Origin of the sequence: Streptomyces sp. NPDC045431, assembly GCF_040646655.1 — a bacterium.
GTDB lineage: Bacteria > Actinomycetota > Actinomycetes > Streptomycetales > Streptomycetaceae > Streptomyces.
Genome location: NZ_JBEZAQ010000008.1, coordinates 23,218 through 47,097 on the forward strand (window position 1 = coordinate 23,218; position 23,880 = coordinate 47,097).

Genomic DNA, 23,880 nt, shown 5'->3' on the forward strand with positions numbered 1-23,880 from the left:
CCTTTGGCATCCGTTCGAAGTATGCGAATAACGCGGAACTGAGCCGTGGCCTGCTTCGTTGCAGTCAGTGACGGAGTAAAAGCACTCGATCGGACGTACGTGCTGGTATCGGGTGCCGACATCCGTCCGAGCGAGCTATGTTCGGTTGTGAGGAATGGCGAAGGCCGCGCTTCACCGAATGCACTGCCGCGCTTCCGGGTGTTTACCGGAATCCGGTCAGGACATGAAATCGGGTGGGGTGGGGATCTTGTCCACTGGGGAGGAGGAGGTGAACGTCGCCAAGTCCGAGGCTCCGGTGCTCACCGGGGTCTGGTGCAAAAGGGAGATGCTCGCCGGCCGGTGAGCCGGCGGAGCGATCCGGGAACGGAGTTCTGCGTGGACATCGTCGTCAAGGGCCGCAAGACCGAGGTGCCCGAGCGGTTCCGCAAGCACGTGGCCGAGAAGCTGAATCCGGAGAAGATCCAGAAGCTCGACAGCAAGGTGATCAGCCTCGACGTCGAGGTGTCCAAGGAGCCCAACCCGCGGCAGGCCGACCGGTCCGACCGCGTGGAGATCACCCTCCACTCCCGCGGTCCGGTGATCCGGGCGGAAGCAGCGGCAGGCGACCCGTACGCAGCGCTTGATCTAGCGACGAGCAAGCTGGAGGCGCGGCTGCGCAAGCAGCACGACAAGCGCTTCACCCGCCGGGGCAACGGCCGGCTGTCGGCAGCCGAGGTGCCCACGGCGATTCCGGGCGTGGCCAGGATGAACGGAAACGGCGCCACCGCGACCGAGGAGCAGCAGGACGACATCCCGACCACCAAGGTCGGCCCGCTCGAAGTCCGCGGCGAAGGACCGCTGGTGGTGCGTGAGAAGACGCACAAGGCCGCCCCGATGTCGCTCGACCAGGCGCTCTACGAAATGGAGCTGGTCGGTCACGACTTCTATCTGTTCGTCGACTCCGAGAACAAACTGCCCGCCGTGGTTTACCGCCGCCACGCCTACGACTACGGCGTGATCCACCTGGAGACCGACCCGCTGGCCGGTTCCGAAGCGGGCGGCGCCGGTGGTGCGCTCGGCGGCTGACCGTAGCCGACCCCGTCCCGAGACGGTGCCCCTGGAGCGCCTCGTGCGCCCCCAGGGGCACCACCGTGCGACCGGAGGAGCACCGCTCCGCCGCGCGGGCATGAAATCATGGCGTCTCACGCCAACCGGTGCTTTGCGACCTGCGGTTGGCGCACCGAACAGGGACCTCAGGCCAGGCCTTCAGGGGGAGGAACGATGGCGGACAGCTTCGGCCCGGTGCACCACCGGGGCGGCTCCGACGCCCCGGTGGGCGGGGCGGATGCAGGTGACGGCCGGGACGGCGGCGCCGACGGCGGCGCGTCCCTGTACCGCAAGGAGCCCATCCGGGTCCTGGTGGTGGACGACCACGCGCTCTTCCGGCGCGGCCTGGAGATCGTCCTCGCGCAGGAGGAGGACATCCAGGTGGTGGGCGAGGCGGGCGACGGCGCGGAAGCCGTCGACAAGGCCGCCGACCTGCTGCCCGACATCATCCTCATGGATGTGCGGATGCCCAAGCGGGGCGGTATCGAGGCCTGCACCTCCATCAAGGAGGTCGCCCCCAGCGCCAAGATCATCATGCTGACGATCAGCGACGAGGAGGCCGACCTCTACGACGCGATCAAGGCGGGTGCGACCGGCTACCTCCTCAAGGAGATCTCCACCGACGAGGTCGCGACCGCCATCCGCGCCGTCGCCGACGGGCAGTCGCAGATCAGCCCCTCCATGGCGTCCAAGCTGCTCACCGAGTTCAAGTCGATGATCCAGCGCACCGACGAGCGCAGGCTGGTGCCCGCGCCCCGGCTGACCGACCGCGAGCTCGAGGTCCTCAAGCTGGTCGCCACCGGGATGAACAACCGGGACATCGCCAAGGAGTTGTTCATCTCCGAGAACACCGTGAAGAACCACGTGCGCAACATCCTGGAGAAGCTCCAGCTGCACTCCAGGATGGAGGCGGTGGTGTACGCGATGAGGGAGAAGATCCTCGAGATCAGGTGAGCCGGGCCAGGGCGGCGGTCAGCTCGGGCGCGAGCTCCGGGCGGTCGACGCGCTCGATCCGCACCGCGTCGCAGCCCACCCACCCGGCGGCCTCGCGCAGCGCCTCGGCCATCGGGGCCACGGCCTTGGCGGAGAGCAGCGACACCTGCTTGGCCACGAGGGTCGTCCCCTCGCGGGCGGGGTCCACCCGCCCCACCAGCTGCCCGCCCGCCAGCAACGGCATCGCGAAGTAGCCGTGTATCCGCTTCTGCTTGGGGACGTACGCCTCCAGGCGGTGCGTGAAGCCGAAGATCCGCTCCGTACGGGCCCGCTCCCAGATCAGCGAGTCGAACGGCGACAGCAGGGTCGTGCGGTGGCGGCCGCGCGGCACGGTCGCCAGGGCCTCGGGGTCCGCCCAGGCGGGCTTGGACCAGCCCTGCACCCGCACCGGCACCAGCCCCGAGTCGGCGATCACCGCGTCGAACTGCTCGCCCTTGAGCCGGTGGTAGTCGGCGATGTCCGCGCGCGTGCCCACGCCCAGCGCCTCCCCCGCCAGCCGCACCAGGCGGCGCAGGCACTCCGTGTCGTCCAGCTCGTCGTGCAGGAGGTGGCCCGGGACGGCGCGCTCGGCCAGGTCGTACACCCGCTTCCAGCCGCGCCGCTCGGTGCACACCACCTCCCCGTACATCAGGGCGCGCTCGACGGCGACCTTCGATGCGGACCAGTCCCACCACTCGCCGCCGTTCTTCGCGCCGCCCAGCTCCGTCGCGGTCAGCGGCCCCTGGGTGCGCAGCTGCTCGATCACCGTTGCGTACGCGCCGTCCGGCAGGTCGTGGTGCCACTGCGGGCGGGCGCGGTAGGCGCGGCGGCGGAAGGCGAAGTGCGGCCACTCCTCGATGGGCAGGATGCACGCCGCGTGCGACCAGTACTCGAAGGCGTGGGTCTGCGACCAGTACGCCGTGTCGACGGTCTTGCGGCCGACGGCGCCCAGGCGCGCGTACGGAACCAGCTCGTGGGAGCGGGCCAGCACCGAGATGGTGTCGAGCTGGACGGCCCCGAGACGGCGCAGGACGCCGCGCACCCCCGCGCGGCGGTCCGGCGCACCCAGGAAGCCCTGGGCGCGCAGCGCGATACGACGGGCCTCGTCGGCGGAGAGTTCGGCGGTCGGGGGCGGCATCGTGGTCATGCCCGGCACGATAGAGGGCGGCACTGACAGTCCGGCCGGCGCTCGGACCGGGGCCGGGGCCGGAAGGCGCCGGCCGCCCGGGGCGAACACTTTTCGGGTTCAGCGGCACCTTCGGTGCACCCCGTGCGTTGTCCTTGCGGGCGGCATGTCGGCGCGGCGGTCGGCTCAGGTGGGCGCGGACCTCCCAGCCCGGCGGCGTCCTCGCTTACGATGGCCGTTGCGGTGGGGCCCACCTGCCGTGCCCGTGCCAGTGTCCATGACAAGACCCAGTGCCAGGCCCGACCGGCAAGGAGACCAACCTCAGTGTCCGTCTTCAACAAGCTCATGCGTGCAGGCGAAGGCAAGATCCTGCGCAAACTGCACCGCATCGCGGACCAGGTCAACTCCATCGAAGAGGACTTCGTCAACCTCTCCGACGCCGAGTTGAGGGCGCTCACCGAGGAGTACAAGCAGCGGTACGCCGACGGCGAGAGCCTCGACGACCTGCTTCCGGAGGCGTTCGCCACCGTACGTGAGGCGGCCAAGCGCGTCCTCGGGCAGCGCCACTACGACGTCCAGCTGATGGGCGGCGCCGCGCTGCACCTCGGTTACGTCGCCGAGATGAAGACCGGTGAGGGCAAGACCCTCGTCGGCACGCTCCCGGCGTACCTCAACGCGCTCTCCGGCAAGGGCGTGCACCTCATCACGGTCAACGACTACCTGGCGCAGCGCGACTCCGAGATGATGGGCCGCGTCCACAAGTTCCTGGGTCTGTCGGTCGGCTGCATCCTCGCCAACATGTCGCCCGCGCAGCGCCGCGAGCAGTACGGCTGCGACATCACGTACGGCACGAACAACGAGTTCGGCTTCGACTACCTCCGCGACAACATGGCGTGGTCCAAGGACGAGCTCGTCCAGCGCGGCCACAACTACGCCATCGTCGACGAGGTCGACTCCATCCTGGTCGACGAGGCCCGTACGCCGCTGATCATCTCCGGCCCGGCGGACCAGGCCACCAAGTGGTACGGCGACTTCGCCAAGCTCGTCACCCGCCTCAAGCGCGGCGAGCCCGGCAACCCCCTCAAGGGCATCGAGGAGACCGGCGACTACGAGGTCGACGAGAAGAAGCGCACCGTCGCCATCCACGAGTCCGGCGTCGCCAAGGTCGAGGACTGGCTCGGCATCGACAACCTCTACGAGTCGGTCAACACCCCGCTCGTCGGGTACCTGAACAACGCCATCAAGGCCAAGGAACTGTTCAAGAAGGACAAGGACTACGTCGTCATCGACGGCGAAGTCATGATCGTCGACGAGCACACCGGCCGTATCCTCGCCGGCCGCCGCTACAACGAGGGCATGCACCAGGCGATCGAGGCGAAGGAAGGGGTGGACATCAAGGACGAGAACCAGACCCTCGCCACGATCACCCTGCAGAACTTCTTCCGCCTCTACGACAAGCTCTCCGGCATGACCGGTACGGCCATGACCGAGGCGGCCGAGTTCCACCAGATCTACAAGCTGGGCGTCGTCCCGATCCCGACGAACAGGCCGATGGTCCGCAAGGACCAGTCGGACCTGATCTACCGCACCGAGGTCGCCAAGTTCGCCGCGGTCGTCGACGACATCGAGGAGAAGCACAAGAAGGGCCAGCCGATCCTCGTCGGTACGACGTCGGTCGAGAAGTCCGAGTACCTCTCGCAGCAGCTGTCCAAGCGCGGCATCCCGCACGAGGTGCTCAACGCCAAGCAGCACGACCGGGAGGCGACGATCGTCGCCCAGGCCGGCCGCAAGGGCGCCGTCACCGTCGCCACCAACATGGCCGGCCGCGGTACCGACATCAAGCTCGGCGGCAACCCCGACGACCTCGCCGAGGCGGAGCTGCGCCAGCGCGGCCTCGACCCGGTCGAGCACGCGGAGGAGTGGGCCGCGGCGCTGCCCGCCGCCCTGGAGAAGGCCGAGCTCGCGGTCAAGGCCGAGAACGAAGAGGTCAAGCGGCTCGGCGGGCTCTACGTGCTGGGCACCGAGCGGCACGAGTCGCGGCGTATCGACAACCAGCTGCGCGGCCGCTCCGGCCGTCAGGGCGACCCCGGCGAGTCCCGGTTCTACCTGTCGCTGGGCGACGACCTGATGCGGCTGTTCAAGGCGCAGATGGTCGAGCGCGTGATGGCGATGGCCAACGTCCCCGACGACGTACCGATCGAGAACAAGATGGTCACGCGCGCCATCGCCTCCGCGCAGTCCCAGGTCGAGCAGCAGAACTTCGAGACGCGTAAGAACGTCCTGAAGTACGACGAGGTGCTCAACCGGCAGCGCGAGGTCATCTACGGCGAGCGCCGCCGCGTCCTGGAAGGTGAGGACCTGCACGAGCAGATCCGCCACTTCATGGACGACACGATCGACGCGTACATCCAGGCGGAGACCGTCGAGGGCTTCGCGGAGGAGTGGGACCTGGACCGGCTGTGGGGCGCCTTCAAGCAGCTCTACCCGTGCAAGGTCACCGTCGACGAGCTGGAGGAGGCGGCCGGCGACCGTGCCGGGATCACCGCCGAGTTCATCGCCGAGATGGTCAAGGAAGACATCCACCGGCAGTACGACGAGCGCGAGAAGCAGCTCGGCTCCGAGATCATGCGCGAGCTGGAGCGGCGCGTGGTCCTCTCCGTGCTGGACCGCAAGTGGCGCGAGCACCTCTACGAGATGGACTACCTCCAGGAGGGCATCGGCCTGCGCGCCATGGCGCAGAAGGACCCGCTGGTCGAGTACCAGCGCGAGGGCTTCGACATGTTCACCGCGATGATGGAGGGCATCAAGGAGGAGTCCGTCGGCTACCTGTTCAACCTGGAGGTCCAGGTCGAGCAGCAGGTCGAGGAGGTCCCGGTGCAGGACGCGGTCGCCGCCGAGAAGACCTCGCTGACCAAGGAGGACGCCGTCCCGGCGCAGGCGGGTGCCGCGCGCCCGGAGATCCGCGCCAAGGGGCTGGAGGCGCCGAGGCGGCCGGACCGGCTGCACTTCACGGCGCCGAAGGTCGACGGCGAGGGCGACATCATCGAGGGCGACTTCGAGACCGCCGACGGTGGCGCTCGGGGCGACGGTGACGGCATGACCCGTGCGGAGCGGCGCAAGGCCCAGAAGGGCGGGCGTCGCCGCAAGAAGTAGCGGCGGTTCCTGCAAGGCGTTGTCGGCGGGGCCGGGTACGCGCGCGTGGCGCGTGTCCCGGCCCCGCCGCGCGTTTCAGGTGTGGTTCCCGTTCGTGGGGCTCCCGATGCCCTTCCCGTTCCCGTTCCCGCCGAGTTCCACGGCCGCGCAGCGCCACCTGCGGTCCTCGCCCTGCTCCAGGCGGAACGCCATCGCCCGGAACCGGTCGCCGGTCGCGATCGTCGCGAACGCCTCCACCACGCCCGGGCGCAGCGGGAAGACGCCGCAGCGGCGGATCACGGGGCGGGCGGCGTGCGCGCCGCGGGCGCGCAGGGGTGCGTGGGGCGCGAGGCGGATCAGCTGGTCGTACGCCTCCCCGACGGTCTGGCCCAGCATCCAGTGGACCGGGCGTTCGCCGCTCAGGACGGCCAGCAGGCGCTCGGCGAACACCGCGTGGGGCTGCTGCGGGCGGCGGGGCCGGGCCTGGCGGGCCGAGCCGGCGTCCCCCGGCCCCCGCTGGTCGCGGCGGCCGGCCGGGCGGGGCGTTAGCGGGCGCGTCGTCGTACGGCTCGTCTGCGTGCGCGTGGCGGCGGTGGTCATGGCGGCCCCGTTCCAGTCGGACCCGGCTTTCTACCGGGCGGTAACTTCGGTTGGGGGATCTTGTACGGGGGCGGGGCGGGCCGCCGCAATCGCTCCCGGCGGCGGGGGAGGGGGCCCGAGAGGTTCACCTATCCGGGTGACGGGGGCGGTGTGCGGCCTGGGCGGGGAAGGGTTCGCGGAGTCCGCCGGTGGACGTGTGGGGCGGGTGGCCGCAGGGCCCGAAAAGGGGACCGCGCACGTATCCTGAGGGCGTCTCCGACTACGAAAGCGGCCTGCCATGCGCGTGTACGTCCCCCTGACGCTCCCCGGCCTCGCAGAGGCGCACAAGGCGGGCGCGCTCGGGCCCGGTCCGCTCACCGCCTACGCCGTGACGCCCGGACTGCGCGAGTGGTACGTCTCCGACGACATCGAGGAGCTCGAGTACGCCGCGCTGAGCCGCGCCGCGGCGGGGTCACTGCGGCTCATCGCCGGTGACCCGCGGGCCGCGCGGCGGCGGGTGGTCGTCGCCCTCGACGTACCGGACGCGGCCGTGACCGCCGACCCCGACGCGGGTCTCGACCCGGCGTCGGTGGGCGAGGTACGCGTCGCCGGGCCGGTGCCGCTGACCAAGGCGGCCGCGGTGCACGCCGACGCCGACGACGCGGTGGCGGACGTCTCCGCGGCGGCGGACGCGCTGGGCGCGGCGGACCAGGGGGACGAGGACGCCCAGTTCACGGTGGACGGGGCCGAGGACCACGAGCTGCTGTGGTTCGGGGTGCAGGAGATCCCCGCGCTGCTGGGCTGAGGGCCGTCCGGGTCGATTGTCGGTGGGTGCCGGTACCGTTTTCGCATGGGGAAGCGCGGCACTCACCTGGTGTGGGACTGGAACGGCACGTTGCTCGACGACATCGACGCGGTCATCGGGGCGACGAACGCTGCGTTCGAGGAGATAGGCCTGGAGCCGATCACCCTCGCGCGGTACCGCGAGCTGTACTGCGTGCCGGTGCCCCTGTTCTACGAGCGGCTGATGGGCCGGATGCCCACGGAGGCGGAGTGGGCCGTCATGGACGGCGCCTTCCACCGGCACTACTGGGTGCGCGCGGAGGCGTGCGGGCTGACGGCCGGGGCGGCGGAGCTGCTGGCGACGCGGCAGGCCGAGGGGTTCACGCAGTCGCTGCTGTCGCTGGCGCCGCATGAGCGGCTGCTGCCGATCGTGCGGCGGTACGGCATCGAGTCGCGGTTCGTCCGCGTGGACGGGCGCATAGGCGCGTCGACGGCGGGCAAGGCCGAGCACATGGTGCGGCACCTGCTGGCGCTGGACGGAACCGTGGCGTCGTCGCCGGAGCGCGTGGTCGTCATCGGCGACGCGGCGGACGACGCGGTGGCGGCGGCGCACGTGGGCGCGAAGGCGGTGCTGTACACCGGGGGGTCGCACAGCCGGGCGAGCCTGATGGCGGTGGGAGTGCCGGTGGTGGACTCGCTGGAGGAAGCGGTGGCGGTGGCGGAGGAGCTGGTGGCGTAGCCGCGGGGTCGCCGGCGCGGGGCCGGTTGACGGGCTTTGCGCCGTCGGCGGGTGTGGGGCGCTGGCCGGTTCGTGTCGGGTCGGGGCTTCGGGGTGGCCTTTGCGTGAGGCGCCGCGAGGGGCCGCTCTGGACGAGGGGTTGCCGGGGGGAGACCTGTCGCTGTCCAGAGTGTCAAACTTCCGCACCGGGATTTGTACACATACGGCTCATGACGGGGCCGGGGGGAAGAGCGATAGCCTGGACCCGTGATCAGCGCTATACGCCGAGGGGGCAGCGAGGCCCCCGGCCTGCGCCCGGGATGCCATCGTGCCCGGGCTAGCGCTGATTTTTCGTTTCCGGGGCGCTCGCCGAATTTGGCCGATAACGGCCCGGAGATCTCTCATCGCGGCATAACGTCACCTCAGACCGGAAACCCCGCGTCGTGGCGTTGTGTCACCTTTTCTTTCACCTACGTCACGCAACGGCGCGCGACAGGAGCCAGAGGACATGCAGACCAAGCTGGACGAAGCCAAGGCCGAGCTGCTCGAACGGGCTGCCCGGGTAGCTGAGAACAGCCCGGTCGGGGGGCGACTCGCGATCGGGACCGAGGACGGGGAGCGACCGGACCGGGACACCGTCCTCGACTACCTCCAGCGCTACTACCTCCACACGGCTCCGGAGGACCTCGCGGACCGCGACCCCGTCGACGTCTTCGGCGCCGCGCTCTCCCACTACCGGCTGGCCGAGAACCGCCCCCAGGGCACCGCGAACGTCCGCGTGCACACGCCCACCGTGGAAGAGAACGGGTGGACGTGCAGCCACTCCGTCGTCGAGGTCGTGACGGACGACATGCCGTTCCTCGTCGACTCGGTGACCAACGAGCTGTCCCGCCAGGGGCGCGGCATCCACGTCGTCATCCACCCCCAGGTCGTCGTGCGCCGTGACGTGACCGGCAAGCTGATCGAGATCCTCCCCGCCGAGTCCCACACCCGCAGCGGTCTGCCGCACGACGCCCTCACCGAGTCGTGGATCCACGTCGAGATCGACCGCGAGACCGACCGCGGCGACCTCAAGCAGATCACCTCCGACCTGCTGCGCGTCCTGTCCGACGTCCGCGAGGCCGTCGAGGACTGGGAGAAGATGCGCGACGCCGCGCTGCGCATCGCCGAGGACCTGCCGCAGGAGCCGATCGCCGACGACCTGCGCTCCACGGAGGTCGAGGAGGCCCGCGAGCTGCTGCGCTGGCTGGCCGACGACCACTTCACCTTCCTCGGCTACCGCGAGTACAGCCTCACCGAGGACGACGCCCTCGCCGCCGTCCCCGGCACCGGGCTCGGGATACTGCGTTCGGACCCGCACCACAGCGGCGACGAGGCCCACCCCGTCTCGCCGTCCTTCAACCGCCTGCCGCGCGACGCCCGGGCCAAGGCCCGCGAGCACAAGCTGCTGATCCTGACGAAGGCGAACAGCCGCGCCACCGTGCACCGGCCCTCGTACCTCGACTACGTCGGCGTGAAGAAGTTCGACACCAACGGGAACGTGATCGGGGAGCGGCGCTTCCTGGGCCTGTTCTCGTCCGCCGCGTACACCGAGTCCGTGCGCCGCGTGCCGGTCATCCGCCGCAAGGTCGAGGAGGTCCTCGACCTCGCGGGCTTCACGCCGAGCAGCCACGACGGCCGCGACCTGCTCCAGATCCTGGAGACGTACCCGCGCGACGAGCTCTTCCAGACGCCCGTCGACCAGCTAGAGGCGATCGCCACGAGCGTGCTCTACCTCCAGGAGCGGCGCCGGCTGCGCCTCTACCTGCGCCAGGACGAGTACGGGCGCTACTACTCCGCCCTCGTCTACCTGCCGCGCGACCGCTTCAACACCACCGTCCGCGAGCGCCTGACCGACATCCTCAAGGAGGAGCTCGGCGGCACCAGCGCCGACTTCACCCTGATGAGCACCGAGTCGGTGCTGACCCGGCTGCACTTCGTCATCCGCGTCGCGCAGGGCAGCGAGCTGACCCCGCTCACCGACGCCGACGTCGAGCGCATCGAGGGCCGGCTCGTCGAGGCCGCCCGCTCCTGGGACGACGGCTTCGCCGAGGCGCTGAACGCCGAGACCGGCGAGGAGCGCGCCGCCGAGCTGCTGCGCCGGTACGCGGGCGCCTTCCCCGAGGGCTACAAGGCCGACCACTCGCCGCGCTCCGCCGTCTCCGACCTGGTCCACCTGGAGCAGCTGATCAAGGGCGAGAAGGAGTTCGCCCTCTCCCTCTACGAGCCGGTCGGCGCGGGCCCCGGCGAGCGCCGCTTCAAGATCTACAAGACGGGCGCGCAGGTCTCCCTCTCCGCCGTCCTGCCGGTCCTCAACCGCCTCGGCGTCGAGGTCGTCGACGAGCGCCCGTACGAGCTGCGCTGCGCGGACCGCACGAGCGCGTGGGTGTACGACTTCGGTCTGCGCATGCCGCACACCGCCGGCGGCGCCGGTGCCAACGGCGCCGACTACCTCGCCGACGACGCCCGCGAGCGCTTCCAGGAGGCGTTCGCCGCGACCTGGACCGGCCGCGCCGAGAACGACGGCTTCAACGCCCTCGTCCTGAGCGCCGGCCTGAACTGGCGCGAGGCGATGGTGCTGCGCGCGTACGCGAAGTACCTGCGCCAGGCCGGTTCGACCTTCAGCCAGGACTACATGGAGGACACCCTCCGCAACAACGTCCACACCACCCGGCTGCTGGTCTCCCTCTTCGAGGCGCGCATGGCGCCCGAGCGGCAGCGCGCCGGCACCGAGCTGATCGACGGCCTGATGGAGGAGCTGGACGGCGCGCTCGACCAGGTCGCGAGCCTGGACGAGGACCGCATCCTGCGCTCCTTCCTCACCGTCATCAAGGCGACCCTGCGCACCAACTTCTTCCAGAAGACGGAGAGCGGCGAGCCGCACGCGTACGTCTCGATGAAGTTCGACCCGCAGGCGATCCCGGACCTGCCCGCGCCGCGCCCGGCGTTCGAGATCTGGGTGTACTCGCCGCGCGTCGAGGGCGTCCACCTGCGCTTCGGCAAGGTCGCCCGAGGCGGTCTGCGCTGGTCCGACCGGCGCGAGGACTTCCGTACCGAGATCCTCGGCCTGGTCAAGGCGCAGATGGTGAAGAACACCGTCATCGTGCCCGTCGGCGCCAAGGGCGGCTTCGTCGCCAAGCAGCTGCCGGACCCGGCCGTCGACCGCGACGCCTGGCTGGCGGAGGGCATCGCCTGCTACCGCACCTTCATCTCGGCGCTGCTCGACATCACCGACAACCTGGTGGGTGGCGAGGTCGTGCCGCCGGCCGACGTCGTCCGCCACGACGAGGACGACACGTACCTCGTCGTCGCCGCCGACAAGGGCACCGCGACCTTCTCCGACATCGCCAACGAGGTCGCCGTCGCGTACGGCTTCTGGCTCGGCGACGCCTTCGCCTCCGGAGGCTCCGCCGGTTACGACCACAAGGGCATGGGCATCACCGCCCGCGGCGCCTGGGAGTCCGTCAAGCGGCACTTCCGCGAGCTGGGCCACGACACCCAGACGCAGGACTTCACGGTCGTCGGCGTCGGCGACATGTCCGGTGACGTGTTCGGCAACGGCATGCTGCTCTCCGAGCACATCCGGCTCGTGGCCGCGTTCGACCACCGCCACATCTTCATCGACCCGAACCCCGACGCGGCCGTCTCGTACGCCGAGCGGCGCCGCCTGTTCGAGCTGCCGCGCAGCTCCTGGGCCGACTACGACAAGGAGCTGCTGTCCCCGGGCGGCGGCATCCACCCCCGTACGGCCAAGTCGATCCCGGTCAACGCGCACATGCGGGCCGCCCTCGGCATCGAGGCGGGCGTCACCAAGCTGACCCCGGCCGAGCTGATGAAGGCGATCCTCCAGGCGCCCGTCGACCTGCTGTGGAACGGCGGCATCGGTACGTACGCCAAGGCCTCCACCGAGTCGCACGCCGACGTCGGCGACAAGGCCAACGACGCCATCCGCGTCAACGGCGAGGACCTGCGCGTCAAGGTCGTCGGCGAGGGCGGCAACCTCGGCCTGACCCAGCTCGGCCGCATCGAGTTCGCCCGCAAGGGCGGCCCCGAGGGCACCGGCGGCAAGATCAACACCGACGCCATCGACAACAGCGCCGGCGTGGACACCTCCGACCACGAGGTGAACATCAAGATCCTGCTCAACGCCCTGGTCACCGACGGCGACATGACCGTCAAGCAGCGCAACAAGATCCTCGCCGAGATGACGGACGAGGTCGGCGCGCTCGTGCTGCGCAACAACTACGCGCAGAACGTCGCCCTGGCCAACGCCGTCGCGCAGTCCCCGTCGCTCCTCCACGCCCACCAGCGCTTCATGCGCCGGCTCAGCCGCGAGGGCCACCTGGACCGGGCGCTGGAGTTCCTGCCGACCGACCGCCAGATCCGCGAGCTGCTCAACAACAAGCAGGGCCTCAGCCAGCCCGAGCTGGCCGTGCTGCTCGCCTACACCAAGATCACGGTCGCGGAGGAGCTGATCCACACGGATCTGCCCGACGACCCGTACTTCCGCGAGCTGCTGCACGCGTACTTCCCGTCGAAGCTGCGCGAGGAGTTCCCGGCGCAGATCGACGGCCACGCGCTGCGCCGCGAGATCATCACCACGGTGCTGGTCAACGACACCGTCAACACCGGTGGCTCGACCTTCCTGCACCGGCTGCGCGAGGAGACGGGCGCCTCGACCGAGGAGATCGTGCGCGCGCAGACCGCCGCCCGCGCGATCTTCGGCCTGAGCGAGGTGTGGGACGCCGTCGAGGCCCTCGACAACAAGGTCCCGGCCGACGTCCAGACCCGCATCCGGCTCCACTCGCGCCGCCTGGTCGAGCGCGGTACGCGCTGGCTGCTGAACAACCGGCCGCAGCCGCTCAAGCTCGCCGAGACCATCGAGTTCTTCGCCGAGCGCGTCGAGCTGGTCTGGGCGCAGCTGCCGAAGATGCTGCGCGGCGCCGACCTGGAGTGGTACGAGTCGCTGGTCGAGGAGCTCACCGGGGCGGGCGTCCCGGACGAGCTGGCGCTGCGGGTGGCCGGGTTCTCCTCCGCCTTCCCGACGCTCGACATCGTCGCGATCGCGGACCGGACGGGCAAGGACCCGATGGCGGTCGCCGAGGTCTACTACGACCTGGCCGACCGGCTGGCCATCACCCAGCTGATGGACCGGATCATCGAGCTGCCGCGCGCGGACCGCTGGCAGTCCATGGCCCGCGCCTCCATCCGCGAGGACCTGTACGCCGCGCACGCCGCGCTCACGGCCGACGTGCTGTCGGCGGGCAACGGCACCTCGACGCCCGAGGAGCGGTTCCAGGCCTGGGAGCAGAAGAACGCCGCGATCCTGGGCCGGGCGCGTACGACGCTCGACGAGATCCAGAGCTCGGACGACTTCGACCTGGCCAACCTGTCGGTGGCGATGCGGACGATGCGGACGCTGCTGCGTACGCACAGCTGAGCCGTCTGACGTGCGATGAAGGCGCCTCCCGCATCAGCGGGGGGCGCCTTCGCCATACGCGCCGCTCATACGCGCCGCATCACGCGGTCGCGCGCCACAGCCGCCGGCAGGACAGCACGGTCGCCGCAAGCAGCAGCGCGTTCCGTAGGGCCACGACGGCGACGCCCGTCGGCGTGACGTTGATGACCTCGTCGTACAGCCCCGGGTACGCCAGCGAGCTGAGCGCCGCCGCGGGCAGCAGCAGGAGCGCGACGGGCCGCTGGGTGGTGTGCCGGGAGGTGAGGCAGACCGCCGCCAGGCCCAGCAGCCACACCATGTACTGGGGGCTGATCACCCGGCTGGTGACGGTGAAGAGGAGGACGGCGGCGAGGCCCGCGTCCAGCGGGGTGGCGGCGTTCCAGCGGCGGGACCGCAGCCGCCACACCAGCAGCCAGCACAGCGCGGCGGCGGTGAGCAGCAGCGCGAGGCGGGCGACGCTCGACACGTACGGCCCGGTCAGCTCGAAGGCGCCATAGCGGTACTCGACCGCGCCCGGCCAGCCGGCGAGCAGCCGGGCCAGCGACAGCGCGCTGCCGCCGAGCGACTCGATCTGCACGCCCCGGTCGCCCTGCTGGCGCAGGAAGTCGAGCGGGTGTGCGAAGGAGAGGACCATGACGCCGAGGAGCGCGCCCGCCGCGACGGCGGCGGAGGTCCAGGCGCGGCGGGTGGCCGGCCCCCGGGGCGTACCGAGCAGGGTGAGCAGCGGCCACACCTTGACCATGGCGCCGAGCCCGGCCAGCGCCCCGCCGAGCCGGGCCCGGGGGCGGCGGGCGCCCAGCGCCAGCAGCGCGAGCACCGCGAAGGCCGTGACCTGGACGTCGTAGCGGGCGAGCGGCAGGTGCAGCAGGAGCGGCAGCGCGCCGGTCCACAGCCAGGCCCCCGCGCTGCTGCCGGTCCGCCCGGCGCGGGCGAGCGCGACCGCCACCACGGCGTCGGCGAGGAGCGTCAGCGCCACGAACGCCTGGTAGTACGTCAGCCACGGCACGGCCCCCGGGGCGAGGAGCACCAGCCCGGCGCCCGGCGGGTACTGCCAGGTGACGTCGCCCACGGGGAAGGTCCCGAGGGCGAGCAGCTCGTACCAGTGCCGGTAGAGCACGTACACCTCGCGCCCGACGCCGCCGATGCCGAGGGTGTCGTGCCACAGCAGCAGGAGCATGCCGGAGCGGGTGAGGACCCAGACGGCGGTGAGGGCGAGTACGGCGGAGAGGGGCAGGCGGGCGGCGGTGTGGCGGGCCGTGCGGCGCAGTGTGGTGCGGCGGAGCGCGGTGCGGCGGAGGGCGGGGGCCGTGCGGTGGGCGCGGCCGCCGCCGCTGAGCCGGTAGCGGGAGGTCGTCGTCATCTCAGCGCACTTTATGTTCCTTGTGCGCGAGTTTTGACTATTTACCGTCCGCCATCCGACCGTTTCTCGCTACTTCTTGTTCGTGTGCGCCTCGTACGCGTCCACGACCTCGTTCGCCGGCCCGTCCATCAGGATGGTCCCCGCCTCCAGCCAGATCGCCCGGTCGCAGGTCTCCCGGATCGTGCCGTTGCTGTGGCTGACCAGGAACACCGTGCCCGCCTCGGCGCGCAGCTCGTTGATCCGCTCCTGGCTGCGCCTGCGGAACTTCGCGTCGCCGGTCGCCAGCGCCTCGTCGATGAGCAGCACCTCGTGGCTCTTGGCCGCGGCGATGGCGAACCGCAGGCGGGCGCCCATGCCGGAGGAGTACGTCCGCATCGGGAGCGAGATGAAGTCGCCCTTCTCGTTGATCCCGGAGAAGTCGACGATGTCCTGGTAGCGGGCGTGGATCTCCTCGCGCGTCATGCCCATCGCCAGACCGCCGAGGATGACGTTGCGCTCGCCGGTCAGGTCGCCCATCAGCGCCGCGTTCACGCCGAGCAGGGACGGCTGCCCCTGGGTGTAGATGTGCCCCTTGTTGGTGGGCAGCAGCCCCGCGATGGCCTTGAGCAGGGTGGACTTGCCGGAGCCGTTGGTGCCGATGAGCCCGATGGCCTCGCCCTTGTACGCGACGAAGCTGACGCCCTTGACGGCGTGCACCTTGCGGGTGGCGGCCCGCGCCTTGCGGCGGTTCAGGATGCGGGCGAGGGGCGGGCCCTGGGGCTTGCCGCCCGCGCCCTGGACGGTGTACGTGACGTGGGCGTCGTCCACGATGACGGTCGGGACGCGCTCGGTGGGGGTGGTGGTGGGCGCGGTCTCGGTGGGTGCGGTCAGGGTGTCAGCCACGGCCGTAGGTCTCCTCTGCCTTCCAGAAGTAGATGAAGCCGCCCGCGAAGGCGAGCAGTGCCCAGCCGGATGCCGCGGCCCACACGTGGGGCGGCAGCCGGTCGGCGGTGAAGCTGTCGATGAGCGCGAAGCGCACGAGGTCGATGTAGAGGGCCGCCGGGTTGTACTCCAGGGCCAGGCCGACGAGGTGCGGTACGCGGTTGTCCGCCAGCACCTTGTCGATGCTCCACATCACGCCGGACACGTACATCCAGGTGCGCAGCACGAACGGCATCACCTGGGCGATGTCCGGCGTACGGGCCGCCAGGCGGGCCATCACCAGCGAGACGCCCGCGTTGAACAGGGACTGGAGGAACAGGGCGGGCACCGCGAGCAGCCAGGACAAGCCGGGCCGGACGCCGAAGCAGAACAGGATGACGATGAGCGCGCCCAGCGAGAAGGCGAGCTGCTGGAGCTGCTGCAGCGCCAGCGACACGGGAAGGCTCGCGCGCGGGAAGTGCAGGGCGCGGACCAGACCGATGTTGCCGCTGATGGCGCGGGTGCCGACGGCGATGGAGGAGGACGTGAAGGTCCAGATGAAGACGCCGGTGACGAGGAAGGGGACGTAGTCCGCGATGTCCTGCCGGGTGTTCATCAGCACGCCGAAGATGAAGAAGTAGACGGCCGCGTTGAGCAGCGGGTTCATCAGCTGCCAGACCTGCCCGAGCTTCGCCTGGCTGTACTGCGCGGTGAGGCGGGCGGTGGCGAAGGCGGTGATGAAGTGGCGCCGCGACCAGAGCCGCCGGGCGTACTCGGTCAGGGGCGGGCGGGCGTTGCTGACCGACAGCCCGTGGCGCAGGGCGAGCTGCCGGAGGTCTTCCCCGGCCGCGTGGGCGCTCGCCGGCGCACTCGTACTGGCACTCGCACTCACTGCAGCCCTTCAGCCCTTCGTGTCATGCTCCATGGTCGGAACGGGACCGTATCGTCGTTACGGCGAGAGTAAGACGCGGTGACGTCGGAACGCAACCGTCCCGTCGTGACGCGGTCGTCGCGCTATGATCCGGGGCATGACTGCACCGCCGACCCCGCCCTCCGGGAGCACGCGCCGCCGCGCCCCCGCCGGAGCCGCCGTGCTGCGGGAGGACGTCACCGATGCGATCAGGGCCGCCGTCTTCGACGAGCTCGCGGCCGTCGGTTTCGCCCGCATGTCCATCGAGGGCATCGCGCGCCGCGCCGGCGTCGGCAAGACGGCGGTCTACCGGCGCTGGAAGTCCAAGCTGTCGCTCGTCCTGGACCTGCTGACCGCCTTCGCGACCCAGGGCCTCCCCGCCCCCGCGACCGGCTCGCTGTACGGCGACGTCCGCGCGCTGCTGGAGGTCGCGGCCCACGCGCTGCGCCACCCCGTCGCCTCCCAGGTCATCCCGGACCTCCTGGTGGAGGCGGCCCGCCACCCCGAGATCGCCGACGCGGTCCGCGCCGCGCTGCTCGACAGCCAGCAGGGCGTGGCGGCGGTCGTCGTCCGCGAGGCCGTCGAGCGCGGCGAACTCCCCGAGGGCGCGGACCCGGAGCGGGCGCTGGACCTCATCATCGGACCGCTGTACTGGCGGCTCGTGGTCGTCCGCTCGCCCCTCCCCAAGGGCTACCTCGACGACCTGGCGCGCTCGGCGGTCGCGGCGCTGCGCGGTTGAGCCCCCTGTCACCTGGTTGGGCGCCCGGTGAGTGACGGTTGCGGCCCCCGGGGGTTGAGCCTGCCGTTCGTATTCCGTTTCCGTTTCCGTGCAGCGGTGAGGACGGTGGGCCGACAGTGCGTGCGCTCGGTATCGACGGTGCGTGGGTCATGGAACCCCGCGTGTTCCACGACAGCAGGGGCAGCTTCCACGAGTGGTTCCGGGCCCCGGACCTCACCGAGGCCGCCGGGTACGGGCTCGGGCTCGCCCAGGCGAACTGCTCGGTGTCCAGCCGCGGCACCCTGCGCGGCATCCACTTCGCGGACGTGCCGCCCGGCCAGGCCAAGTACGTGACGTGCGTGCGCGGCGCCGTCCTCGACGTCGTCGTGGACCTGCGCACCGGCTCGCCCACCTACCGCGCCTGGGAGGCGGTCCGGCTCGACGACCGGGACCACCGCGCCGTCCACCTCGCCGAGGGACTCGGCCACGCCTTCATGGCCCTCACCGACGACGCCACGGTCGTCTACCTCTGCTCGCGCGGGTACGCCCCCGCCCGCGAGCACGGCGTCCACCCCCTCGACCCGGACCTCGCCATCGCCTGGCCGGCCGACCTCACCCCCGTGCTCTCCGACAAGGACGCCGCCGCGCCCCCGCTCGCCGAGGCGGAACGCGCCGGCCTGCTGCCGTCGTACGAGGCGTGTACGGAGTGGTACGCGAGGCTGCGGACGGCGACGCAGGTCGCCGACGGGGCGCCCCGCATCCCGGCCGGGCGGTGACGCCCCACGAGGCGGGAAATGGCGCGTAGTCCACTTCCTCGTTCGATCTTGCCGTCTCAGACTTCTGTACGACCGCGCGATGACGGACCGTGAACCGGGGGCCATCATGATGACGACGGTGCTGGACACGACGTCCTTACCGCCGGAGGAGAGGACGGCGGCCTGGGTCGAGACGACGGCATTGGCCGCGGTGACCACGCGTTTCCGGTTCCCCGAGCCCGAGAGCTTCGGGGCCCGCATAGCCGCCGTGGAGCTGGGCGCCGTCCAGCTGTCCACGATGTCGTACTCACCCCTGATCTCGTACCGCTCGGGGCGTCTGATCCGGCAGTCGGACCCCGAGGTGTACCAGCTCGCCGTGATCACCTCGGGGCAGCAGGGCATCGAGCAGGCGGGCCACCGTACGCTCCTGGAACCGGGCGACATCGTCTTCTACGACAGCTCCCGCCCTTTCGAGGCCCTGGCCGGAGTCGACGGGAACCGGTGCAGCTCCCTGCTGGTGCAGTTCCCGAGGAAGCTGATGCCGCTCCCCGACAAGGTCGTCGCCCCGCTGTGCGGGGAGAACCTCAGGGGAGCGGCGGGCGTGGGCCACGTCTTCCGGCAGACGCTCCACGCGCTGACCGACCCGGACATCGAGCTCAGCGAGGCCGACCGCGCCCGGCTGGGCACGACGGTGGTGGACCTGGCCGCCGCCGTCGTCGCCGGACACATCGAGCGGACCTCCGCCCTGCCACCGGAGTCGCACACCTCCGCGCTGTACCACCGGATGCGGGACTTCATCAGCCGGAACCTGCACGATCCCGCCCTCAAGCCGGCCGCCGTCGCCGAGGCCCACAACCCGAGTCGTTGAAGTACAGCATGACGATCCGGATGTCCGTCTGGTGGCGCTTGCCGTCCGTGCCCGTGTAGGAGCAGGAGACCTCGTCGAGCGCGTTGACGATCGTGTCAGTGGCCGGGTTGTTGTACGAGGTGTCGCCGCGCGGGAAGAAGAAGCCGCGGTACGTGGAGCCGGTCGGCGTGGAGAAGTACACGTTGTTGTTGCCGCCCGCCAGGTGGCGGCCGGCCCGCAGCTTCTCGTGGTAGCTCGCGTAGCCGTCGTACACCGCGCTGTCGGAGAAGGTCACGGCGTCGTTGAACGACTCGACCTTGTACCAGTTCGTCAGGTTGGACGACGTCTGGAAGACCACCTTCGAGTAGCTGGTGCCGTCACCGAAGGGGCCGATCTTCGAGAACAGGAAGAACTTGTTGTGGTTGTACGCGGGCCCGGGCGGCGCCACCGCGAGGCAGCCTCGCTTGACGTCGTCCACCCCGTCGTCGTCCTCGAACCTGTCGTCGCAGACCACGACCCAGGACCGGGCGCTGTCGTTGCCGCCCAGCCCCGACTTGAGGGACTGGTACGCCGGGTTGGCGTACTGCTTGCCCTCGCCGTTGACGTACGTCGAGTCGTCGACGATGAGCTTGACGTCGACACCGCGCCGATGGGCGGCGAGCAGCGCGTCCGCGACGGCCTGGTCGCCGAACTCGAACATGGAACCGCGGATCGACTGTCCCGCCGGGGTCGCGTCGATGAGGGCGATCAACTGCGTGAAGACCGCCTTCTGCTGGTCCGCCGTCCCGAAGGGGTCGTTGAAGACGGGCCCGTTGACGACGGGCTTGGTCACGGCGGCCGCCTGAGGTGCGCCGCCGAGGACGAGGGCGCAGGCCAGCGCCAGAGCCATGGTGAGGGCCCTGGTGAGGGGCCTGGTGAAGCCGCGCCCGCGTGTTCGGTGCATGGGTGAGGTCATGGGCATGCGTCCCCCGAGTCCGCGCACCGCATCCAGCCCGGGTGCGCATGACGAAATGGTCGGTCGACATCCTTGTCGGGGGATACGGCTCCGTCGTTGGCAGCGGGCGCCATGTCGTTGGCATCCAGCGCCAGGATGCGCGACGAGCGCGACCCGCCCGCCCCGGCGGGGCTGGGCGGGCCGCCGCCCAGAAGGGAGCCGCCGCAGTGCGGCAGCCGATCGGGCAGGACTGGGACGCCATCATGATCGCGTCCGATGACGCGGAGCTCACCCGCACGATCGTGCACGCCCGCGCCGACCTCCTGGGCGCGCCCCACGTCGGCCGCCAGTACCGCAACCTGCTCCTGGACGGCGGCTTCGACGACGTCACCGTCGAGGTGCACACCAGCGTGTTCACCGACCCCGCGATGCTGTCGCTGCTCACCCGGCTCGCCGAGCCGGCCTGCGCGAGCGGCGCCGTCGGCCGTGCCCAGGCCGACGGGTGGCTCGCCGAGCAACGCCGGCGCGCCGAGGCCGACCGCCTCCTCATCGCCGTTCCGTTCTTCGTGGTCGCCGCCTCCGCGGGGCGCGCAGCGGGGTAGGCGCGGAGTTCACCGCGCAGGGGTGAGCAGCGCGGGGAGCGCCGCCCGCAGCGCCTCCCGCCAGTCGCGCAGTGGCGTCAGCCCCGCCTCGCGCCAGCGGGCGTGGCCCAGGACGCTGTACGCGGGCCGGGGCGCCGGGCGCGGGAAGGCCGCGCTCGTCGTCGGGCGGACGCGGTCCGGGTCGGCGCCCAGCAGACGGAAGGTTTCGCGGGCGAGGTCGTGCCAGGTGCCGTCGCCCGCGTTCGTGGCGTGGTAGACGCCCGGCGGTGCGTCCGCGCGGCCCAGCGCGACGAGGAGTCCGGCGACGTCGGCGCTCCACGTGGGCTGGCCGCGCTGGTCCGCGACGACGTCCACGGAGGGGCGTTCCGCCTCCAGGCGGGTCATGGTGCGGACGAAGTTGGCGCCGCCCGCTCCGTACAGCCAGGCCGTCCGGATCACGTAGCCGCGCTCGGGGAGCAGCTCCAGGACGGCGCGTTCGCCCGCGAGCTTGGTGCGGCCGTACGCGGTGCGGGGCGCGGGGGTCGCGTCCTCGGCGTACGGCACCGAGGCCCGGCCGTCGAAGACGTAGTCCGTCGAGACGTGCAGCAGGCGAGCGCCGACCTCCGCGCAGGCCTCCGCCAGCGACCGGACCGCCGTGCCGTTGACCGCCAGGGCCTCGGCCTCCCGGGTCTCGGCGTCGTCCACGGCCGTCCAGGCCGCGCAGTTGACGACGACCGAGGGGCGCAGCGCCGACACCGCCGCGCGGACCGCGTGCGTGTCGCACACGTCCAGGTCGCGCCGGGTGAGGCCCACGGCGTCGCCGCCGAGGCGGTCCAGCACGTCCTGGGCGAGCATGCCGCCCGCCCCGGTGACGAGCCAGCTCACAGCGCCGCCCGGTTCAGCAGCGGCTGCCACCAGGAGCGGTTCTCGCGGTACCAGGCGACCGTCTCGGCGAGTCCCGTCGCGAAGTCCTTGGCCGGGCGGTAGCCGAGCTCGTCGCGGATCTTGGTCCAGTCGACCGAGTACCTGCGGTCGTGGCCCTTGCGGTCCTCGACCTCCTCCACGTGGGACCAGTCCGCCCCGCACGCGTCCAGCAGATAGGACGTCAGCTTGCGGTTGGACAGCTCCGTTCCGCCGCCGATGTTGTAGATCTCGCCCGCCCGGCCCCGCGTCCGTACGAGCTCGATCGCGCGCACGTGGTCGTCGACGTGCAGCCAGTCCCGCACATGGGAGCCGTCCCCGTACAGCGGCACCCTTCCGCCGTCCAGCAGCCGGGTGATGAAGAGGGGGACGACCTTCTCGGGGAAGTGGTGGGGGCCGTAGTTGTTCGAGCAGCGGGTGACCCGGACGTCCAGGCCGTGCGTCCGGTGGTAGGAGAGCGCGATGAGGTCGGCCGACGCTTTGGACGCGGCGTACGGCGAGTTGGGCCGCACCGGCTCGTCCTCCGTCCAGGAGCCGGTCTCGATCGAGCCGTACACCTCGTCCGTCGAGATGTGGACGAAGGGCGCGGTGCGGTGGCGGAGGCAGGCGTCCAGCAGCGTCTGCGTGCCCAGTACGTTCGTACGGACGAACTCGGCCGCGCCCAGGATGGAGCGGTCCACGTGCGACTCGGCGGCGAAGTGGACGATCTGGTCGTGCTCGGAGACCAGCTTGTCGACGAGGTCGGCGTCCCGGATGTCACCGTGGAGGAAGGCGAAGCGGGGATGGTCCCGGACGGCGGCGAGGTTGGCGGGGTTTCCGGCGTAGGTGAGGCGGTCCAGGACCGTGACCTCGGTGTGGGCGGGCCCGTCGGGGCCCAGCAGCGTACGGACGTAGTGCGAGCCGATGAAACCGGCGCCGCCGGTCACCAGGATCCGCGTGACGGGAACGGTCATGACGAGATCTGCACCTTGCTGTGATCGCCGAGCACCAGGCGGTGGGCGGCCGGAATGGGCGGGGCGGGGGTGATCTCGACGTTACGGCCGATGAGGGACGCCTCCACGCGACCCACGCCGTGGAGCGAGGAGCCGCTGAGCACGATGGAGTACTCGATCTCGCTGTCCGTCACCCGGCAGTTCTCGGCGATGGAGGTGGAGGGGCCGATGTAGGAGTTCTCGACGACCGTGCCCGCGCCGATGACGACCGGGCCGACGATCCGCGAGCCGCGCACGGCCGCGCCGCCGCCGATGCGGACGCGGCCGATGATCTCGGTGGCGGCGTCGACCGTGCCTTCGTTCGCCGGGGTGAGGATCTCCAGGACGGAACGGTTCACCTCCAGCATGTCGGCGACGTTCCCGGTGTCCTTCCAGTAGCCGGAGATGATCGTGGAGGTGACCGTGCGGCGCTCGTCGATGAGCCACTGGAGCGCGTGCGTGATCTCCAGCTCGCCGCGCGCCGACGGCGTGATGGCGCGCACGGCGTCGTGGACGGCGGGGGAGAAGAGGTACACCCCCACCAGGGCGAGGTCGCTGCGCGGATGCGCCGGCTTCTCCTCCAGGCGCGCCACCCGCCCGTCGACGTCGAGCTCGGCGACGCCGAAGGCGCGCGGGTCGGGGACCTTGGTCAGCAGGATCTGGGCGTCGGGGCGGCTCGTACGGAACTCCTCGACGAGGTCCGTGATGCCGCCGACGATGAAGTTGTCGCCCAGGTACATCACGAAGTCGTCGTCGCCGAGGAAGTCGCGGGCGATCAGCACCGCGTGCGCGAGGCCGAGCGGCGCGTGCTGCGGGATGTACGTGACGTCGAGGCCGAAGCGCGAGCCGTCGCCGACGGCGGCGCGGATCTCGTCGGCGGTGTCCGGGGCGACGACGAGACCGGTGTCCCGGATTCCGGCGGCGGCGAGGGACTCGAGCCCGTAGAAGAGCACCGGCTTGTTGGCGACCGGCACGAGCTGTTTCGCGGACGTGTGCGTGATGGGGCGCAGCCGGGTGCCGGCCCCTCCGGAGAGTACGAGTGCTTTCACTGGGCCTACCTTGAACGAGAGTTGACGCCGCGCCCTGCGTA

General features: G+C 71.1%; 19 protein-coding genes. 10 read left to right on the plus strand and 9 right to left on the minus strand.

What is annotated here, in order from left to right:
* Positions 1-375: 375 nt before the first annotated feature.
* Together raiA and AB0A69_RS18635 are read left to right on the plus strand one after the other, a co-directional pair.
* Positions 376-1,065: a ribosome-associated translation inhibitor RaiA gene (gene raiA, locus AB0A69_RS18630; protein ID WP_361422571.1), complete on the plus strand. Its 690-nt coding sequence runs from the start codon at positions 376-378 to the stop codon at positions 1,063-1,065.
* 195 nt (positions 1,066-1,260) lie between these two features.
* Positions 1,261-2,040 carry a response regulator transcription factor gene (locus AB0A69_RS18635; protein ID WP_361422574.1) on the plus strand — a complete coding sequence of 260 codons (780 nt, stop codon included), beginning with the start codon at positions 1,261-1,263 and terminating at the stop codon, positions 2,038-2,040.
* Here AB0A69_RS18635 and AB0A69_RS18640 read toward each other — a convergent pair.
* The gene (locus tag AB0A69_RS18640) at positions 2,033-3,205 is read right to left on the minus strand and encodes a crosslink repair DNA glycosylase YcaQ family protein (protein WP_361422577.1); all 1,173 of its coding nucleotides are present in this window, start codon (positions 3,203-3,205) and stop codon (positions 2,033-2,035) included. The genes AB0A69_RS18635 and AB0A69_RS18640 overlap by 8 nt on opposite strands.
* Before the next feature lie 303 nt (positions 3,206-3,508).
* Here AB0A69_RS18640 and secA point away from each other — a divergent pair, with 303 nt between their 5' ends.
* Positions 3,509-6,337 (plus strand): preprotein translocase subunit SecA, encoded by a 2,829-nt coding sequence (gene secA, locus AB0A69_RS18645; RefSeq protein WP_361422580.1) that lies wholly within the window; start codon positions 3,509-3,511, stop codon positions 6,335-6,337.
* A gap of 75 nt (positions 6,338-6,412) precedes the next feature.
* Here the strand turns inward: secA and AB0A69_RS18650 are convergent, their stop codons facing one another.
* Positions 6,413-6,916, minus strand: a complete 504-nt coding sequence (locus AB0A69_RS18650) for an Rv3235 family protein (RefSeq protein WP_361422583.1) — start codon at positions 6,914-6,916, stop codon at positions 6,413-6,415.
* A 277-nt stretch (positions 6,917-7,193) separates the two neighbouring features.
* Here AB0A69_RS18650 and AB0A69_RS18655 point away from each other — a divergent pair, with 277 nt between their 5' ends.
* The 3 genes from AB0A69_RS18655 (at position 7,194) to AB0A69_RS18665 (ending at position 13,875) form a co-directional block, all read left to right on the plus strand.
* A complete protein-coding gene (locus AB0A69_RS18655; RefSeq protein ID WP_361422586.1) occupies positions 7,194-7,700 on the plus strand; it encodes a hypothetical protein in 507 nt (168 codons plus the stop codon).
* A 45-nt stretch (positions 7,701-7,745) separates the two neighbouring features.
* Entirely contained in the window at positions 7,746-8,417 is a 672-nt protein-coding gene (locus AB0A69_RS18660; RefSeq protein ID WP_361422589.1) for an HAD hydrolase-like protein, read from the plus strand.
* Between the two features lie 487 nt (positions 8,418-8,904).
* Positions 8,905-13,875, plus strand: coding sequence for an NAD-glutamate dehydrogenase (locus AB0A69_RS18665; protein WP_361422591.1), 4,971 nt, complete (start codon positions 8,905-8,907; stop codon positions 13,873-13,875).
* Positions 13,876-13,954: 79 nt separating this feature from the next.
* On the opposite strand, the gene AB0A69_RS18670 is transcribed toward AB0A69_RS18665, so the two are convergent.
* The 3 genes from AB0A69_RS18670 to AB0A69_RS18680 form a co-directional block, all read right to left on the minus strand.
* Complete coding sequence (locus AB0A69_RS18670) at positions 13,955-15,070, minus strand: glycosyltransferase 87 family protein (RefSeq protein WP_361423183.1); 1,116 nt, start codon at positions 15,068-15,070, stop codon at positions 13,955-13,957.
* A 252-nt stretch (positions 15,071-15,322) separates the two neighbouring features.
* Positions 15,323-16,135, minus strand: coding sequence for an ABC transporter ATP-binding protein (locus AB0A69_RS18675; protein ID WP_361422594.1), 813 nt, complete (start codon positions 16,133-16,135; stop codon positions 15,323-15,325).
* Positions 16,128-17,045 carry an ABC transporter permease gene (locus AB0A69_RS18680; protein WP_361422597.1) on the minus strand — a complete coding sequence of 306 codons (918 nt, stop codon included), beginning with the start codon at positions 17,043-17,045 and terminating at the stop codon, positions 16,128-16,130. Before AB0A69_RS18680 ends, AB0A69_RS18675 begins: the two co-directional genes overlap by 8 nt.
* A gap of 136 nt (positions 17,046-17,181) precedes the next feature.
* Between AB0A69_RS18680 and AB0A69_RS18685 the strand changes: the two genes are divergently transcribed.
* The 3 genes from AB0A69_RS18685 to AB0A69_RS18695 all read left to right on the plus strand — a co-directional run bounded on the left by AB0A69_RS18685 (position 17,182) and on the right by AB0A69_RS18695 (position 19,404).
* A complete protein-coding gene (locus AB0A69_RS18685; protein ID WP_361422600.1) occupies positions 17,182-17,802 on the plus strand; it encodes a TetR/AcrR family transcriptional regulator in 621 nt (206 codons plus the stop codon).
* A gap of 116 nt (positions 17,803-17,918) precedes the next feature.
* Positions 17,919-18,557: a dTDP-4-dehydrorhamnose 3,5-epimerase gene (rfbC, locus tag AB0A69_RS18690; protein ID WP_361422603.1), complete on the plus strand. Its 639-nt coding sequence runs from the start codon at positions 17,919-17,921 to the stop codon at positions 18,555-18,557.
* A gap of 79 nt (positions 18,558-18,636) precedes the next feature.
* Positions 18,637-19,404 carry an AraC family transcriptional regulator gene (locus tag AB0A69_RS18695; RefSeq protein WP_361422606.1) on the plus strand — a complete coding sequence of 256 codons (768 nt, stop codon included), beginning with the start codon at positions 18,637-18,639 and terminating at the stop codon, positions 19,402-19,404.
* Here AB0A69_RS18695 and AB0A69_RS18700 read toward each other — a convergent pair.
* Positions 19,361-20,326, minus strand: a complete 966-nt coding sequence (locus AB0A69_RS18700) for a phospholipase D-like domain-containing protein (protein WP_361422609.1) — start codon at positions 20,324-20,326, stop codon at positions 19,361-19,363. The genes AB0A69_RS18695 and AB0A69_RS18700 overlap by 44 nt on opposite strands.
* Positions 20,327-20,544: 218 nt before the next feature.
* Here AB0A69_RS18700 and AB0A69_RS18705 point away from each other — a divergent pair, with 218 nt between their 5' ends.
* Positions 20,545-20,919 carry a hypothetical protein gene (locus AB0A69_RS18705; RefSeq protein ID WP_361422612.1) on the plus strand — a complete coding sequence of 125 codons (375 nt, stop codon included), beginning with the start codon at positions 20,545-20,547 and terminating at the stop codon, positions 20,917-20,919.
* 9 nt (positions 20,920-20,928) lie between these two features.
* Here AB0A69_RS18705 and rfbD read toward each other — a convergent pair whose 3' ends face one another.
* Genes rfbD through AB0A69_RS18720 form a run of 3 tightly spaced genes read right to left on the minus strand, consistent with a single transcriptional unit; the run spans position 20,929 to position 23,839 of the window.
* On the minus strand, positions 20,929-21,783 hold the full coding sequence (rfbD, locus tag AB0A69_RS18710) for a dTDP-4-dehydrorhamnose reductase (protein ID WP_361422615.1): 855 nt from the start codon (positions 21,781-21,783) through the stop codon (positions 20,929-20,931).
* Entirely contained in the window at positions 21,780-22,772 is a 993-nt protein-coding gene (rfbB, locus tag AB0A69_RS18715; protein WP_361422618.1) for a dTDP-glucose 4,6-dehydratase, read from the minus strand. The genes rfbD and rfbB overlap by 4 nt, the downstream gene beginning before the upstream one ends.
* Positions 22,769-23,839 (minus strand): glucose-1-phosphate thymidylyltransferase, encoded by a 1,071-nt coding sequence (locus AB0A69_RS18720; protein WP_361422621.1) that lies wholly within the window; start codon positions 23,837-23,839, stop codon positions 22,769-22,771. Before AB0A69_RS18720 ends, rfbB begins: the two co-directional genes overlap by 4 nt.
* Positions 23,840-23,880 lie beyond the last annotated feature (41 nt).